The organism is Streptomyces sp. MB09-02B (genome assembly GCF_033794485.1).
GTDB lineage: Bacteria > Actinomycetota > Actinomycetes > Streptomycetales > Streptomycetaceae > Streptomyces.
In genome coordinates, this window is the sequence record NZ_JARGEE010000038.1 from 1 (window position 1) to 15,230 (window position 15,230).

Sequence of the window (15,230 nt, forward strand, 5' to 3'; positions counted from 1 at the left end):
CGCCCAGAGAGCACACAGAAAGCCGTAAGAGAATGAGCCGTTCCGCACATCCCGCCGGGCCCCGTCACGCCGACGTGCTCCCCGAGGGGCACTACTCCGCCCCGCCCGCCGACCTGAACACGCTGGACCCGAAGGTGTGGGCGCAGACCGTCACCCGTACCGCCGACGGAGTCGTCAGCGTCGGCGGGATCGATGTGAAGGCGCTCGCGGAGGAGTTCGGCACGCCCGCGTACTTCGTCGACGAGGCCGACTTCCGCGCGCGGGCGCGCGCCTGGCGCACCGCGTTCGGGCAGGACGCCGACGTGTTCTACGCGGGCAAGGCGTTCCTGTCCCGGGCCATCGTGCGCTGGCTGCACGAGGAGGGGCTCAACCTCGACGTCTGCTCCGGCGGCGAACTCGCGACCGCGCTCTCCGCCGGTATGCCCGCCGACCGCATCGCCTTCCACGGCAACAACAAGTCCGAGGACGAGATCCGCCGGGCCGTCGAGGCCGGCGTCGGGCGGATCGTGCTCGACTCGTTCCAGGAGATCGTGCGGGTCGCGCACATCGCCCAGTCCCTCGGCACGCGGCAGCGGGTGCAGATCCGCGTCACCGTCGGCGTCGAGGCCCACACCCACGAGTTCATCGCCACCGCCCACGAGGACCAGAAGTTCGGGATTCCGCTGGCGGGTGGGCAGGCCGCCGAGGCCGTACGGCGGGCGCTCAAGCTCGACGGGCTCGAACTCATCGGGATCCACAGCCACATCGGGTCGCAGATCTTCGACACCTCCGGGTTCGAGGTCGCCGCCCACCGCGTCGTCGGGCTGCTCAAGGACATCCGTGACGAGCACGGCGTCGAGCTGCCCGAGATCGACCTCGGCGGCGGGCTCGGCATCGCCTACACCAGCGACGACGACCCCCGCGAGCCGCACGAGATCGCCAAGGCGCTCACCGAGATCGTCAACCGGGAGTGCGAGGCCGCGAAGCTGCGCGCGCCCCGGATCTCCGTCGAGCCCGGGCGTGCCATCGTCGGCCCGACCGCCTTCACGCTCTACGAGGTCGGCACCATCAAGCCGCTGGACGGGCTGCGGACGTACGTCTCCGTCGACGGGGGCATGTCCGACAACATCAGGACCGCGCTCTACGACGCCGAGTACAGCGTCGCGCTGGTGTCCCGCACCTCCGACGCCGAGCCGATGCTCGCGCGTGTGGTCGGCAAGCACTGCGAGAGCGGTGACATCGTGGTGAAGGACGCGTTCCTGCCGGCGGACCTGGCACCGGGTGACCTGATCGCGGTACCGGCCACCGGTGCGTACTGCCGTTCCATGGCGAGCAATTACAACCACGTCCTGCGCCCGCCGGTCGTCGCCGTCAATGATGGACAGGCCCGCGTCATCGTCCGCCGCGAGACGGAGGATGATCTTCTCCGGCTCGACGTCGGCTGATCCGCGTACGGAATCGGCTGATCCGCGGACGGAAATCTGCTGATCCGCTGACGAAGGCCTTCGGTCGTCGGCTGATCCGCAGGCGAAGGAAAGACCCGGGCCGGAAGATCTTCGTCTTCCGGCCCGGTGAAAATGAAATAGATGTCTCACGATCCGGACCAGGGATAGAAACTCCCGTCCGGTGAGTGAGACTGGTCCCACCGTGTTCGGTATGTCGGTATGTGAGGAAACGAGGTCGGATGATGCGTACGCGTCCGCTGAAGGTGGCGCTGCTGGGCTGTGGGGTTGTCGGCTCAGAGGTGGCGCGCATCATGACGACGCACGCCGACGACCTCGCGGCCCGGATCGGCGCCCCGGTCGAGCTCGCAGGGGTGGCCGTACGGCGGCCCTCCAGGGTCCGTGAGGGCATCGACCCCGCCCTCGTCACCACCGACGCCACCGCGCTCGTCAAACGCGGGGACATCGACGTCGTCGTCGAGGTCATCGGCGGTATCGAGCCCGCCCGCTCCCTGATCACCACCGCGTTCGAGCACGGCGCCTCCGTCGTCTCCGCCAACAAGGCCCTCCTCGCCCAGGACGGCGCCGCCCTGCACGCGATCGCCGACGGGCACGGCAAGGACCTCTACTACGAGGCCGCCGTCGCCGGTGCCATCCCGCTGATCCGCCCGCTGCGCGAGTCCCTCGCCGGCGACAAGATCAACCGGGTGATGGGCATCGTCAACGGGACGACCAACTTCATCCTCGACAAGATGGACACCACGGGGGCCGGATACCAGGAGGCCCTCGACGAGGCCACCGCGCTCGGGTACGCCGAGGCGGACCCGACCGCCGACGTCGAGGGGTTCGACGCCGCCGCCAAGGCCGCGATCCTCGCCGGTATCGCCTTCCACTCGCGCGTACGCCTCGACGACGTGTACCGCGAGGGCATGACCGAGGTGACGGCGGCCGACTTCGCCTCCGCCAAGAACATGGGCTGCACCATCAAACTGCTCGCCATCTGCGAGCGGGCCGCGGACGGCGGGTCCGTCACCGCGCGCGTGCACCCCGCGATGATCCCGCTGACCCACCCCCTCGCCTCCGTTCGCGGCGCCTACAACGCGGTGTTCGTGGAGTCGGACGCCGCCGGTCAGCTGATGTTCTACGGACCGGGCGCGGGCGGTGCCCCCACCGCCTCCGCCGTGCTCGGGGACCTCGTGGCCGTGTGCCGCAACCGGCTTGCGGGGTCCACCGGACCCGGCGAGTCCGCCTACGCCGCCCTGCCGGTCTCGCCGATGGGTGAGGTCGTCACGCGCTACCACATCAGCCTCGACGTCGCCGACAAACCGGGTGTTCTCGCCCAGGTGGCGACCGTGTTCGCGGAGCACGGAGTGTCGATCGATACGGTTCGCCAGCAGGGCAAGGACGGCGAGGCCTCTCTCGTCGTCGTCACCCACCGCGCCTCCGACGCCTCCCTCACCGGGACCGTCGAGGCGCTGCGCAACCTCGACACCGTGCGGGGTGTCGCCAGCATCATGCGGGTTGAAGGAGAGTAACCAGCAATGACCCACCAGTGGCGCGGAATCATCGAGGAGTACCGGGACCGGCTGCCCGTCTCCGACAGCACGCCGGTCGTGACGCTCCGCGAGGGCGGCACGCCCCTCGTCCCCGCGCAGGTGCTCTCGGAGCGCACGGGCTGCGAGGTCCACCTCAAGGTGGAGGGCGCCAACCCCACCGGGTCCTTCAAGGACCGCGGGATGACCATGGCCATCACCCGGGCGAAGGAAGAGGGCGCGAAGGCCGTCATCTGTGCCTCCACGGGCAACACCTCTGCCTCCGCGGCCGCCTACGCCGTCCGCGCGGGCATGGTCTCGGCCGTACTCGTCCCGCAGGGCAAGATCGCGCTCGGCAAGATGGGCCAGGCCCTGGTGCACGGCGCGAAGATCCTCCAGGTCGACGGCAACTTCGACGACTGCCTCACCCTCGCGCGTGAACTGAGCGACAACTACCCGGTGGCGCTGGTCAATTCGGTGAACCCGGTGCGCATCGAGGGCCAGAAGACCGCCGCGTTCGAGATCGTGGACATGCTCGGCGACGCGCCCGACATCCACGTCCTGCCGGTCGGTAACGCGGGCAACATCACGGCCTACTGGAAGGGCTACAAGGAGTACGCCGCCGACGGGATCGCCGCCAAGACGCCCCGCATGTGGGGCTTCCAGGCCTCCGGCTCCGCGCCGATCGTGCGCGGTGAGGTCGTCAAGGACCCGTCGACGATCGCCACCGCGATCCGTATCGGCAACCCCGCGTCCTGGCAGTACGCCCTGGCCGCGCGGGACGAGTCGGGCGGTGCCATCGACGAGGTGACGGACCGTGAGATCCTGCGCGCCTACCGGCTGTTGGCCGCTCAGGAGGGTGTCTTCGTGGAGCCCGCCTCCGCCGCCTCCGTGGCCGGTCTGCTGAAGGCCGCCGAGGCCGGCAAGGTCGACCCGGGCCAGACCATCGTCTGCACGGTCACCGGCAACGGCCTCAAGGACCCGGACTGGGCCGTCGCGGGTGCCCCGCAGCCCGTCACGGTCCCGGTGGACGCGGCGACGGCGGCCGAGCGCCTCGGTCTCGCGTAACCACACCCACGGGCGTTCGCGTATCCTCTCGCCCAGCCGTTCGAAAAGACCTGAGAGTCGCGCGTAGACGTCGAATCTCGGGGGATAACCCTGACAGGACCCGACAGGGGGTGCACAGGGGGCTTACGACACGCATCGTGCGCCTCCTGTGCGCCCTATGTCGCCACAGAACCTTCCTTCGATAGGCTGTGCTGAACCCGCCCGCTGCATATGCCCCCGCAAGGGGTGCGGCGCCGTGCCGTCCTCGGCGGCCGCCGGGTTTCAGGTACCTGTCGAACGTCAATCGAATGTCATTCGACAATCGTCAATCTCGCAGCTCAAGGAGAGTCATCGAGCGATGGCCGGTCCAGCGTTCCGCGCCGCCGCCGTACGGGTGCGCGTCCCCGCCACCAGCGCCAACCTCGGTCCGGGCTTCGATGCCCTGGGCCTGTCGCTGGGGCTCTACGACGACGTGGTCGTCCGGGTGGCCGACTCCGGCCTGCACGTCGACATCGCGGGGGAGGGCAGCGAGACACTCCCGCGCGACGAGGGGCATCTGCTCGTCCGCTCCCTGCGCACCGCCTTCGACCTGCTGGGCGGACAGCCCCGGGGCCTGGAGATCGTCTGCGCCAACCGCATCCCGCACGGCCGCGGCCTCGGCTCCTCCTCCGCCGCCATCTGCGCCGGCATCGTCGCCGCCCGCGCCGTGACCATAGGCGGCGACAACCGGCTCGACGACGCCGCGCTGCTCGAACTGGCCACGGAGATCGAGGGCCATCCCGACAACGTCGCGGCCTGCCTGCTCGGCGGTTTCACCCTCTCCTGGATGGAGGGCGGCGCCGCGCGGGCGATCAGGATGGACCCCGCGGATTCCATCGTTCCGGTGGTTTTCGTGCCGGGGAAGCCCGTACTGACGGAGACGGCGCGCGGACTGCTCCCGCGCAACGTCCCGCACGTCGACGCAGCCACCAACGCGGGCCGGGCGGCCCTCCTCGTGGAAGCCCTGACCAGGCGCCCCGAGCTGCTGCTGCCCGCAACCGAGGACCGGCTGCACCAGGAGTACCGGGCGCCCGCCATGCCGGAGAGCGCGGCCCTGGTCGAGCGACTGCGGGCCGACGGCGTCCCGGCGGTCATCTCCGGCGCCGGACCCACCGTCCTGGCCCTGGCCGACGAGGCCAGCGCCGACAAGGTGGCCGATCTCGCGGGTGCGGGATGGGCCGCCAACCGGCTGGACCTCGACGCCCGAGGGGCGTGCGTCCTGCCGCTCAGCACCACCGTCGCCGAACCCGGCGTCGGCACCGGCGACGCGTAGGGGCGCGGTTGCCGGATTTCGAGAGGGGGAATGTTTGTTGGATCCGGTAGTGTTAACCTCAAGTCTGCACCTGCCCCAGCCATGGCGAGGTGCTTATCGTCCCCGTCCGGGACAACCATTCTTCCGGGAGTCTCCCAAGCCGCACTGTGCTTCGTACGTCAAGCTGTACGCCGTACGCAGGCACTGAGCGGTCTGCCGAGCAGGCTCCGGAACCGGCGCATCGCCGAGCCGCGTGACACAGACACTCAGTGCCACGGCCCGGAAAGCGCCGAATCACCAGAAATTCTCCTCCGCCGCCTTTGGCGGACCACCGCCCCGGCACGGTCCACACGAACAGGACCGAAGCCGGACAGCACAAACGGTCGCCGAGCCAGAAGGCCGACGTCCGCTCCAGGGAAGGACCCTTCGTGAGCGACACCACCGATCTGATGGGCGCACGTGTCGAGGACACCGCTGCCGCGCCCGCCACGGACGCCGCGCCTGCCAGCGGTGCCGGCTCCCGGCGGCGCCGTGGCACCGGCCTCGAGGGCATGGTGCTGGCCGAGCTGCAGCAGGTCGCATCCGGCCTCGGCATCAGGGGCACCGCGCGGATGCGCAAGAGCCAGCTGATCGAGGTCATCAAGGAGGCGCAGGCGGGAGGGGGTGCCCCGGCGAAGGCCGAGGCCGCCGCCGAGACCAAGCCGAAGCGCCGCGCCACCTCGAAGGCGCGTACGGGCGACGACGCCGCCCCGGCCGAGAAGGCCACCGCCGAGAAGGCCACCGCCAAGAAGGCCGCGGCGCCTGCCGAGAAGGCCGAGAAGGCCGTGGCCCAGCAGCAGATCGAGATCCCCGGCCAGCCGGCCGGTGGCGACGAGGCGCCCACCGAGCGCCGTCGGCGCCGGGCCACCGCCGACGCGGGCAGCCCCGAGACGGTCACCGCCGAGGCGAAGAGCGAGCCGAAGGCCGAGACCCCGGCCGCGCCGGCCGAGACCAAGGCCGACGCCGGTGACCAGGGCGGCGAGGGCCGTCAGGGCCGCCGCGAGCGTGGCCGTGACCGGGGCGAGCGTGGGGACCGCGGTGAGCGCGGCGACCGCGGCCGCCGCGGCAAGGGCGACGAGCAGCAGCAGGGCGGCGGCCAGCCGCAGCGCGACCGCGGCCAGCAGCAGGGCCAGCAGCAGAGCGGCGGCCGCCAGGACCGCCAGCGTGACAACGGCCCGCAGGACGACGACGACTTCGACGGCGGACGCCGTGGCCGTCGCGGCCGCTACCGCGACCGTCGCGGCCGTCGCGGCCGTGACGAGATCGGCGCCCCCGAGCCGCAGCTCGCCGACGACGACGTCCTGATCCCCGTCGCGGGCATCCTGGACATCCTCGACAACTACGCGTTCATCCGCACCTCGGGCTACCTGCCCGGTCCGAACGACGTCTACGTCTCCCTCGCCCAGGTCCGCAAGAACGGCCTGCGCAAGGGTGACCACGTCACCGGTGCGGTCCGCCAGCCCAAGGACGGCGAGCGCCGCGAGAAGTTCAACGCGCTGGTCCGCCTGGACTCGCAGAACGGCATGGCGCCCGAATCCGGGCGCGGGCGCCCGGAGTTCAACAAGCTGACGCCGCTGTACCCGCAGGACCGGCTCCGTCTGGAGACCGACCCGGGCGTGCTCACCACCCGCATCATCGACCTCGTCGCGCCGATCGGTAAGGGCCAGCGCGGTCTGATCGTGGCCCCGCCGAAGACCGGCAAGACCATGATCATGCAGGCGATCGCCAACGCGATCACGCACAACAACCCCGAGTGCCACCTGATGGTCGTCCTCGTCGACGAGCGTCCGGAAGAGGTCACCGACATGCAGCGGTCGGTGAAGGGCGAGGTCATCTCCTCGACCTTCGACCGCCCGGCCGAGGACCACACGACGGTCGCCGAGCTCGCCATCGAGCGTGCCAAGCGCCTCGTCGAGCTGGGCCACGACGTGGTCGTGCTCCTCGACTCGATCACGCGTCTGGGCCGTGCCTACAACCTGGCGGCGCCGGCCTCCGGCCGCATCCTGTCCGGTGGTGTCGACTCGACCGCCCTGTACCCGCCGAAGCGCTTCTTCGGTGCGGCCCGCAACATCGAGGACGGCGGCTCGCTGACCATCCTCGCCACCGCCCTGGTGGACACCGGGTCCCGCATGGACGAGGTCATCTTCGAGGAGTTCAAGGGCACGGGCAACGCCGAGCTCAAGCTCGACCGGAAGCTCGCCGACAAGCGCATCTTCCCGGCGGTGGACGTGGACGCGTCCGGCACCCGTAAGGAAGAGATCCTGCTCGGCAGCGACGAGCTCGCCATCACCTGGAAGCTGCGCCGGGTGCTGCACGCGCTCGATTCCCAGCAGGCGATCGAGCTGCTCCTCGACAAGATGAAGCAGACGAAGTCGAACGGCGAGTTCCTGCTGCAGATCCAGAAGACGACGCCGATGCCCGGTAACGGCGACTAGGTCTCGTACCTCTGAAAGCACTGGGGCCACCCTCTTGGTGAGGGTGGCCCCACTTTTCTGTATGCGACACGTGTACGATCACGGTCTTCTGCGATCAGCTTCTTCATCATCTGATCAATCCATGCACTCCCAGGGGGGAATTGAGTGGCAAGACCTTTGTCCGGAGCCATAGCCGCCGCGATAGCCGGGACGCTGCTGATGTCGTCCGCGAGCGCGGCCGGCGCCGACAGCACCTCGACACCGGACGAGGCGGATGTACGGATCGCCAAGGCGATGGCGGCGGACGACACCGCGGCGGTGACACGGGAGCCGGCCTCCACCGAGAGCGCGGACACCGACAGCGGCAGCGGCCTGAAGCCGTCCGCCCAGATCATCGGCGGCTCGCAGACGACCATCGCCTCCGCGCCGTGGATGGCACAGCTCTGGTACTACGACGAGACGAAGGACCTCGGGTTCTTCTGCGGCGGCACGGTCGTCTCACCGACGAAGATCCTCACCGCCGCGCACTGCGTGGACAAGAACCGCTTCAACTGGGTCGAGCACGGCGACATCGTCACCGGCACCGACCAGCTGCCCACCTCCGTCTACAACGACGACGGCAGCTTCGACCACCTCGACTACCACGGCGGCACCCCCAGCAAGGTCTCGCGCCAGTGGAACCACTCCTCGTGGGACGCGGAGGCGATCGACAACGACGTCGCGGTCCTCACGCTGTCCAGTCCCGTCAAGGCCACGCCGATCAAGATGACGACGTCGACCGACACGGCCTCGTACACGGCGGGCACCAGTGCCAAGGCCTACGGCTGGGGCCGTACCAGCTCCAAGACCGAGGACATCTCACAGATGCTGAAGACGGCCACGCTGCCGATCGTCAGCGACACGACCTGCGCGAACACCTGGAGCCCTCACTTCATCAAGGGGCACATGGTCTGCGCGGGCAAGCCCGCCGGCGGCACCGACGCCACGACCACCGCCACCTGCAACGGTGACTCCGGTGGCCCGCTCGTCGTGAACAACAAGGTCGTCGGCGTCGTCTCGTGGGGCGTCGAGCACTGCGTGTACAAGGGCGCCTACCCGGTCTTCGCCAAGGTCAGCAAGTACGTCGGCGCGATCCAGCCGCGGGTCGACGACGCCGCCATCACCCAGGACGGCAAGGCCGACGTCTTCCTGCGCAACAAGGAGACCGGCACGGGCTACGTCCGCGCCTCCACGGGCTCCAAGCTCGGCGACCGCGCGGCCCTGACCGACGAGGGCAGCTGGAAGGGTTACAACCTGCTCCAGCAGACCGACCTGAACCGGGACGGCTACCAGGACTACGTCCTGCGCCGCTCCTCCGACGGCGACGTCTTCTGGCGGCGACGGTCGGCCTCGTCCACCACCTGGACGACCACGCAGATCTTCGACAACTGGGCGACCCGCACCCGGATCATCACGCCCGGTGACGTCACCGGCGACGCGCTGCCCGACCTGCTCTCGGTCGACTCGGCGGGCGCCCTGTGGATCTACCCGGGCAAGGGCAACGGGACGTTCGCTACCCGCGTCAAGGTCGGCACGGGCTGGAACACGTACAACGCGGTCCTCGGTCACGGCGACTTCACCGGCGACGGCAAGGCCGACCTGATCGCGCGCACCAAGACCGGCTCCAACGTCTACCTCTACAAGGGCGCCGGCAAGTCCGGCACGGGCGCGTTCGCCACCCGGATCAAGGTCCGCTCGGACTGGAGCGCCTACAACACGCTCATCACTCCCGGTGATGTGAGCGGCGACGGCAGGGCGGACCTGCTGGCCCGTACGCCGGCCGGCACGCTGTACCTCTACAAGGGCACCGGCAAGGCCACGAGCGAGATCTTCAGCACACGGGCCTCGGTCGGGACCAGCTACGCCCAGTACGACCTGCTCGGCTGAAACACCAGGTGAGCCCGGTCCCGCCGGGTTCATCCGTCACACACGGTGCCCATCGTGCTTTGCGCGATGGGCACCGTTCGTCGTGCAACCCTTTCCCGGCAAATCCCGTCTGACCGGGCGGAGCGGCCATGGAGCGTCGACGGAATGTCATGGACCGTGTCCGACCCGACAGGCCTGGGCCTGAGCGCAGGGGGTAACCGACCGGAGAGAGAACGAGGAGCAGATGTCCGCCGAGAGCACGCCGGACGCCGGCATACCGGGGAAGACGGGCACCACCGGCCCGCGCCACCGCGCGGCCAAGGGCCGCCGTCGCACGTCACGCGACGGGCACAGCAGAGCGGCGCTCGCCGTCGTCTGGACCGCCGCGGGCGTCCTGGTGCTGGGCGGCACCGGAATCGGCTACCTCTACTTCAAGCTCAACGGCAACATCAAGAGCGTCGACATCAACCAGGCCCTCGGCACCGACCGGCCGCTCGACGTCGACAACGGCTCGCAGGACATCCTGGTCCTCGGCTCCGACACCCGTTCGGGCAGCAACAAGAAGCTCGGCGGTGGCGTCGACGACGGCAGCGCCCGCTCCGACACGGCGATGCTCGTGCACGTCTACGAGGGCCACAAGCGGGCCAGCGTGGTCTCCATACCCCGGGACACGCTCGTCGAGCGGCCCGAGTGCACCGACGCGGACGGCACGACGCACCCGGCGGCCTCGTACGCGATGTTCAACTCCGCGTACTCGACGGGCGGCGCGGCGTGCGCGGTGAAGACAGTCGAGTCCATGACCGGGATCCGGATGGACCACTACATCGAGGTCGACTTCGCGGGCTTCGAGAAGCTGATCAACGTCCTGGGCGGCGTGCCCATCACCACCACGAAGGACATCGAGGACCCCGACAGCCATCTGGACCTGAAGGCCGGGGAGCACACGCTCACGGGCAAGCAGGCGCTCGGGCTGGTCCGGACGCGGCACGGCGTGGGCGACGGGTCCGACCTCGGGCGCATCCAGCTCCAGCAGGCGTTCATCAAGGCGCTGATCGAGCAGGTCGAGTCGGTCGGGATCTTCAGCAGCCCCAAGAAGATCTACGACCTCGCCGAGTCCGCGACCGACGCCATCACCACGGACTCCGAGCTGGACACCGTCAAAAACCTCGCGTCCTTCGCGAACGGCCTCAAGGGCATCGGCTCCAAGAACATGACGATGGTCACGATGCCGGTCCAGTACGACCCCGACGACCCGAACCGGGTGCTGGTGGACGAGGCGAAGTCGAAGCGGGTGTGGGCGGCGCTCAAGGCCGACAAGCCGATCCCGAAGTCGGCGACGAAGGGGACGGCTACGGGGGCCGCCGGGGGCGTTGTGGCTGCGGGCTAGCCCCCAAAGGGGCGCGGGGAACTGCGCGACCAGCCCGCACGGCCCCGCGGCCGCGTACGGCGGCTACGAGGCACCCCATGGCGCGTGCCTGCCGGGGGTGGGAGGCGCTTACCGGCGCTGACGGGGTGCCGCCTGCGCCCACCCTCCCCCACTCTCGGCTTCGCTCGAGCGGGAGGTACCCCCATCGCCCCAGCGGCACGATTGCCCGCAGTTGGGTAGGGCGGGCCGGACGTCACTGCCGAGCGGCTCGGCATCCGTGGGAATACCTGTGCGCACCCCCTGGTTTTGGGAGATGGCGCCAGTCCTGGCAGACTGGTACGTCGGCTCCGGTTCACGCGCCCGCACCCCGCGGACGCGACCCGGCGCCCTCCCGAAACTAGGAGACACCTTGAAGCGCGACATCCACCCCGAGTACGTCGAGACGCAGGTCAGCTGCACCTGCGGCGCGTCGTTCACCACCCGCAGCACGATCGAGAGCGGCACCATCCGTGCCGAGGTCTGCTCCGAGTGCCACCCGTTCTACACGGGCAAGCAGAAGATCCTCGACACCGGTGGCCGCGTGGCCCGCTTCGAGGCCCGCTTCGGCAAGGCTGCCGCTGCCAAGAAGTAGCGAGCCCCCAGCGCCGGTCCGCGGCGCCCCCATCGGGGGCGTCGGGACCGGCGCTTTGCGGTGCGGCACACAGCTGCGCAGCCCAGGAGTGCAGCCCACTCACAACGTCGTACGTCGTACAGGGAGCCGGAGAAGATGTTCGAGGCGGTCGAGGAACTGGTCGGGGAACACGCCGACCTGGAGAAGAAGCTCGCCGACCCGTCGGTCCACGCGGACCAGGCCAACGCGCGCAAGCTGAACAAGCGCTACGCGGAGCTGACCCCGATCGTCGGCACGTACCGCTCCTGGAAGCAGACCGGCGACGACATCGACACGGCCCGTGAATTCGCCGCGGACGACCCGGACTTCGCCGCCGAGGTCAAGGAGCTGGAGAAGCAGCGCGAGGAGCTGACGGAGAAGCTGCGGCTGCTGCTCGTGCCCCGGGACCCGTCCGACGACAAGGACGTCATCCTGGAGATCAAGGCCGGTGCGGGAGGCGACGAGTCCGCCCTCTTCGCCGGCGACCTGCTCCGGATGTACCTCAGGTACGCCGAGCGCGTCGGCTGGAAGACCGAGATCATCGACTCCACCGAGTCCGAGCTGGGCGGCTACAAGGACGTCCAGGTCGCCGTGAAGACCAAGGGCGGCCAGGGCGCCACCGAGCCCGGCCAGGGCGTCTGGGCCCGGCTGAAGTACGAGGGCGGGGTGCACCGCGTCCAGCGCGTGCCGGCCACCGAGTCCCAGGGCCGCATCCACACCTCCGCCGCCGGTGTGCTGGTCACGCCCGAGGCCGAGGAGGTCGACGTCGAGATCAACATGAACGACCTGCGGATCGACGTCTACCGCTCCTCCGGGCCCGGAGGCCAGTCCGTCAACACCACCGACTCCGCCGTGCGCATCACACACATTCCCACCGGAGTCGTCGCCTCCTGCCAGAACGAGAAGAGCCAGCTGCAGAACAAGGAGCAGGCGATGCGTATCCTGCGCTCCAGGCTGCTCGCCGCGGCTCAGGAGGAGGCGGAGAGGGAAGCCGCCGACGCCCGCCGCAGCCAGGTCCGTACCGTCGACCGCTCCGAGAAGATCCGCACGTACAACTTCCCGGAGAACCGCATCTCGGACCACCGCGTCGGCTTCAAGGCCTACAACCTGGACCAGGTCCTGGACGGTGAACTCGACGCGGTGATCCAGGCCTGCGTCGACGCGGACTCGGCCGCGAAGCTGGCGGCCGCGTAAGGCACGCACGAGGCACGAAGAGTACGACGGAGGACTTGCGTGAACCTGCTGCTCGCGGAAGTGGCCCAGGCCACCCAGCGCCTGGCCGACGCCGGCGTGCCCTCGCCGCGCAACGACGCGGAGGAGCTCGCCGCGTTCGTGCACGGCGTCAAGCGGGGCGAGCTGCACACCGTCAAGGACTCCGACTTCGACGCCCGGTACTGGGAGGTCATCGCCCGGCGCGAGCAGCGTGAGCCGCTGCAGCACATCACCGGGCGGGCCTACTTCCGCTACCTCGAACTTCAGGTCGGGCCCGGGGTGTTCGTGCCCCGGCCCGAGACCGAGTCGGTGGTCGGGTGGGCCATAGACGCCGTCCGCGCGATGGACGTCGTCGAGCCGCTCATCGTCGACCTGTGCACCGGCTCCGGCGCGATCGCGCTCGCCCTCGCCCAGGAGGTTCCGCGCTCGCGCGTGCACGCCGTCGAGCTGTCCGAGGACGCCCTGACGTGGACCCGCAAGAACATGGCGGGCTCCCGCGTCGACCTGCGCCAGGGCAACGCCCTGGACGCCTTCCGCGACCTCGACGGCCAGGTCGACCTGGTCGTCTCCAACCCGCCGTACATCCCGCTCACCGAGTGGGAGTACGTGGCGCCCGAGGCCCGCGACTACGATCCCCAACTCGCCCTGTTCTCAGGGGAGGACGGCCTGGATCTGATCCGTGGCCTGGAGCGCACCGCGCACCGGCTCCTACGCCCGGGCGGTGTCGTCGTCATCGAGCACGCCGACACCCAGGGCGGCCAGGTGCCCTGGATCTTCACCGAGGAGCGGGGCTGGGCCGACGCGGCCGACCACCCGGACCTCAACAACCGGCCGCGGTTCGCGACCGCCCGCAAGGCGCTGCCGTGAGCACGCTCCCGAGCGCGCGCACGAGCACGCGCCCGACGGCAGATTTCCCGGAATCCCAGCAGTACGTGTACGAGGAGGCCCGCTAAATGGCACGGCGATACGACACCAACGACGCGACCGACCGCGCCACCGGTCTGCGCGAGGCCGCGTCCGCCATTCGCCGGGGCGAGCTCGTGGTGCTGCCGACGGACACCGTGTACGGCATCGGCGCGGACGCGTTCACGTCGGAGGCCGTGGCCGACCTGCTGGAGGCCAAGGGCCGGGGGCGCAACATGCCGACGCCCGTGCTCATCGGCTCCCCGAACACCCTGCACGGCCTCGTCACGGACTTCTCCGAGATGGCCTGGGAGCTGGTCGACGCGTTCTGGCCGGGTGCGCTCACGCTCGTCGCCAAGCACCAGCCGTCGCTGCAGTGGGACCTCGGCGACACCCGGGGCACCGTCGCCGTGCGCATGCCGCTGCACCCGGTCGCCATCGAGCTGCTGACCGAGGTCGGCCCGATGGCGGTCTCCTCGGCCAACCTGACCGGCCACCCGGCACCGGAGAACTGCGACGCCGCCGAGGCGATGCTCGGCGACTCCGTCTCCGTCTACCTGGACGGCGGCCCGACCCCCGGCAACGAGCCGTCGTCGATCGTCGACGTCACGGGCAAGGTGCCGGTGCTGCTGCGCGCAGGAGCGCTGTCGGCGGAGGAACTCCGCAAGGTCGTACCCGACCTTGAGGTGGCGAATTGACGGCCCCTGACGCGGGGCGTGGCATATGGGACGGGGAAGAGACGCGGACCTTCACGGGACTGCCGCGGGACACCTTCCGCATCCTCCACGTCAGCACCGGCAACGTGTGCCGCTCGCCGATCACCGAGCGGCTGACCCGGCATGCCCTGGCGGACCGGCTCGGGGACCCGCTGTGGGGCGGTCTGATCGTCGAGAGCGCGGGGACGTGGGGGCACGAGGGGGCGCCGATGGAGGCGAACGCCGAGGCGGTCCTCGCGGACTTCGGCGCGGACGCCTCCGGCTTCACGGGGCGTGAGCTGCTGGACGAGCACGTCATCCGCGCCGACCTCGTGCTGACGGCCACGCGTGACCACCGGGCGCAGGTCATCTCCATGGGGCACTCCGCGGGACTGCGCACCTTCACGCTGAAGGAGTTCACCCGCCTGGTCCGCGCGATCGACCCGGCAACGCTGCCTCCTCTGGAGGAGGGCATGGTCGTCCGCGCGCGTGCGCTGGTCCGTGCGGCGGCGGCTCTACGCGGGTGGCTCCTCGCCCCGACGGCCGAGGCCGACGAGGTCTACGACCCGTACGGCGCGCCCCTGCCGTTCTTCCGGTCGGTCGGCGACGAGATACACCAGGCGCTGGATCCGGTGGTGACCGCACTGACGGGAGTACCGGCCAGGGCCTAGTGCCCTGGCAGCGGGCCCTAGCTCGGAGGTGCCCCGGGGTCGGTCGTGTCAGCCGTAGGCGGTCACAACATCGGGCACCTCGGGC

The 15,230-nt window shown here is 70.1% G+C and carries 12 protein-coding genes; all 12 read left to right on the forward strand.

The genetic code is table 11. The annotated features are described in order from the left end of the window. Positions 1 to 32 precede the first annotated feature (32 nt). The 12 genes from lysA (at position 33) to P1P70_RS08540 (ending at position 15,145) form a co-directional block, all read left to right on the forward strand. Positions 33 to 1,424, forward strand: a complete 1,392-nt coding sequence (gene lysA, locus P1P70_RS08485) for a diaminopimelate decarboxylase (protein WP_319235890.1) — start codon at positions 33 to 35, stop codon at positions 1,422 to 1,424. Positions 1,425 to 1,663: 239 nt separating this feature from the next. Next, a complete protein-coding gene (locus P1P70_RS08490) occupies positions 1,664 to 2,956 on the forward strand; it encodes a homoserine dehydrogenase (RefSeq protein ID WP_319235892.1) in 1,293 nt (430 codons plus the stop codon). Positions 2,957 to 2,962: 6 nt separating this feature from the next. Then, positions 2,963 to 4,021 (forward strand): threonine synthase, encoded by a 1,059-nt coding sequence (thrC, locus tag P1P70_RS08495; protein WP_316725812.1) that lies wholly within the window; start codon positions 2,963 to 2,965, stop codon positions 4,019 to 4,021. Between the two features lie 337 nt (positions 4,022 to 4,358). Beyond that, positions 4,359 to 5,312 (forward strand): homoserine kinase, encoded by a 954-nt coding sequence (gene thrB / locus P1P70_RS08500; RefSeq protein WP_319235893.1) that lies wholly within the window; start codon positions 4,359 to 4,361, stop codon positions 5,310 to 5,312. A gap of 407 nt (positions 5,313 to 5,719) precedes the next feature. Next, complete coding sequence (gene rho, locus P1P70_RS08505; RefSeq protein WP_319235894.1) at positions 5,720 to 7,765, forward strand: transcription termination factor Rho; 2,046 nt, start codon at positions 5,720 to 5,722, stop codon at positions 7,763 to 7,765. Positions 7,766 to 7,963: 198 nt separating this feature from the next. Further along, positions 7,964 to 9,670, forward strand: a complete 1,707-nt coding sequence (locus P1P70_RS08510; protein WP_319235923.1) for a trypsin-like serine protease — start codon at positions 7,964 to 7,966, stop codon at positions 9,668 to 9,670. 223 nt (positions 9,671 to 9,893) lie between these two features. Beyond that, on the forward strand, positions 9,894 to 11,036 hold the full coding sequence (locus P1P70_RS08515; RefSeq protein WP_319235896.1) for an LCP family protein: 1,143 nt from the start codon (positions 9,894 to 9,896) through the stop codon (positions 11,034 to 11,036). Between the two features lie 388 nt (positions 11,037 to 11,424). Then, positions 11,425 to 11,646, forward strand: coding sequence for a 50S ribosomal protein L31 (gene rpmE, locus P1P70_RS08520; protein WP_028804216.1), 222 nt, complete (start codon positions 11,425 to 11,427; stop codon positions 11,644 to 11,646). 135 nt (positions 11,647 to 11,781) lie between these two features. Continuing rightward, the gene (gene prfA, locus P1P70_RS08525; protein ID WP_319235897.1) at positions 11,782 to 12,858 is read left to right on the forward strand and encodes a peptide chain release factor 1; all 1,077 of its coding nucleotides are present in this window, start codon (positions 11,782 to 11,784) and stop codon (positions 12,856 to 12,858) included. A 39-nt stretch (positions 12,859 to 12,897) separates the two neighbouring features. Further along, positions 12,898 to 13,743, forward strand: a complete 846-nt coding sequence (gene prmC, locus P1P70_RS08530; RefSeq protein WP_045558937.1) for a peptide chain release factor N(5)-glutamine methyltransferase — start codon at positions 12,898 to 12,900, stop codon at positions 13,741 to 13,743. Positions 13,744 to 13,829: 86 nt separating this feature from the next. Next, a complete protein-coding gene (locus P1P70_RS08535) occupies positions 13,830 to 14,477 on the forward strand; it encodes an L-threonylcarbamoyladenylate synthase (RefSeq protein WP_033526519.1) in 648 nt (215 codons plus the stop codon). After that, entirely contained in the window at positions 14,474 to 15,145 is a 672-nt protein-coding gene (locus P1P70_RS08540; RefSeq protein WP_060883293.1) for a protein-tyrosine-phosphatase, read from the forward strand. Before P1P70_RS08535 ends, P1P70_RS08540 begins: the two co-directional genes overlap by 4 nt. Positions 15,146 to 15,230: the final 85 nt, after the last annotated feature.

Coding starts and splice junctions, on each gene's coding strand:
- lysA (WP_319235890.1), top strand. CDS start 33: ATGAGCCGTTCCGCACATCCCGCCGGGCCCCGTCACGCCGACGTGCTC.
- P1P70_RS08490 (WP_319235892.1), top strand. CDS start 1,664: ATGATGCGTACGCGTCCGCTGAAGGTGGCGCTGCTGGGCTGTGGGGTT.
- thrC (WP_316725812.1), top strand. CDS start 2,963: ATGACCCACCAGTGGCGCGGAATCATCGAGGAGTACCGGGACCGGCTG.
- thrB (WP_319235893.1), top strand. CDS start 4,359: ATGGCCGGTCCAGCGTTCCGCGCCGCCGCCGTACGGGTGCGCGTCCCC.
- P1P70_RS08510 (WP_319235923.1), top strand. CDS start 7,964: ATGTCGTCCGCGAGCGCGGCCGGCGCCGACAGCACCTCGACACCGGAC.
- P1P70_RS08515 (WP_319235896.1), top strand. CDS start 9,894: ATGTCCGCCGAGAGCACGCCGGACGCCGGCATACCGGGGAAGACGGGC.
- prfA (WP_319235897.1), top strand. CDS start 11,782: ATGTTCGAGGCGGTCGAGGAACTGGTCGGGGAACACGCCGACCTGGAG.
- P1P70_RS08535 (WP_033526519.1), top strand. CDS start 13,830: ATGGCACGGCGATACGACACCAACGACGCGACCGACCGCGCCACCGGT.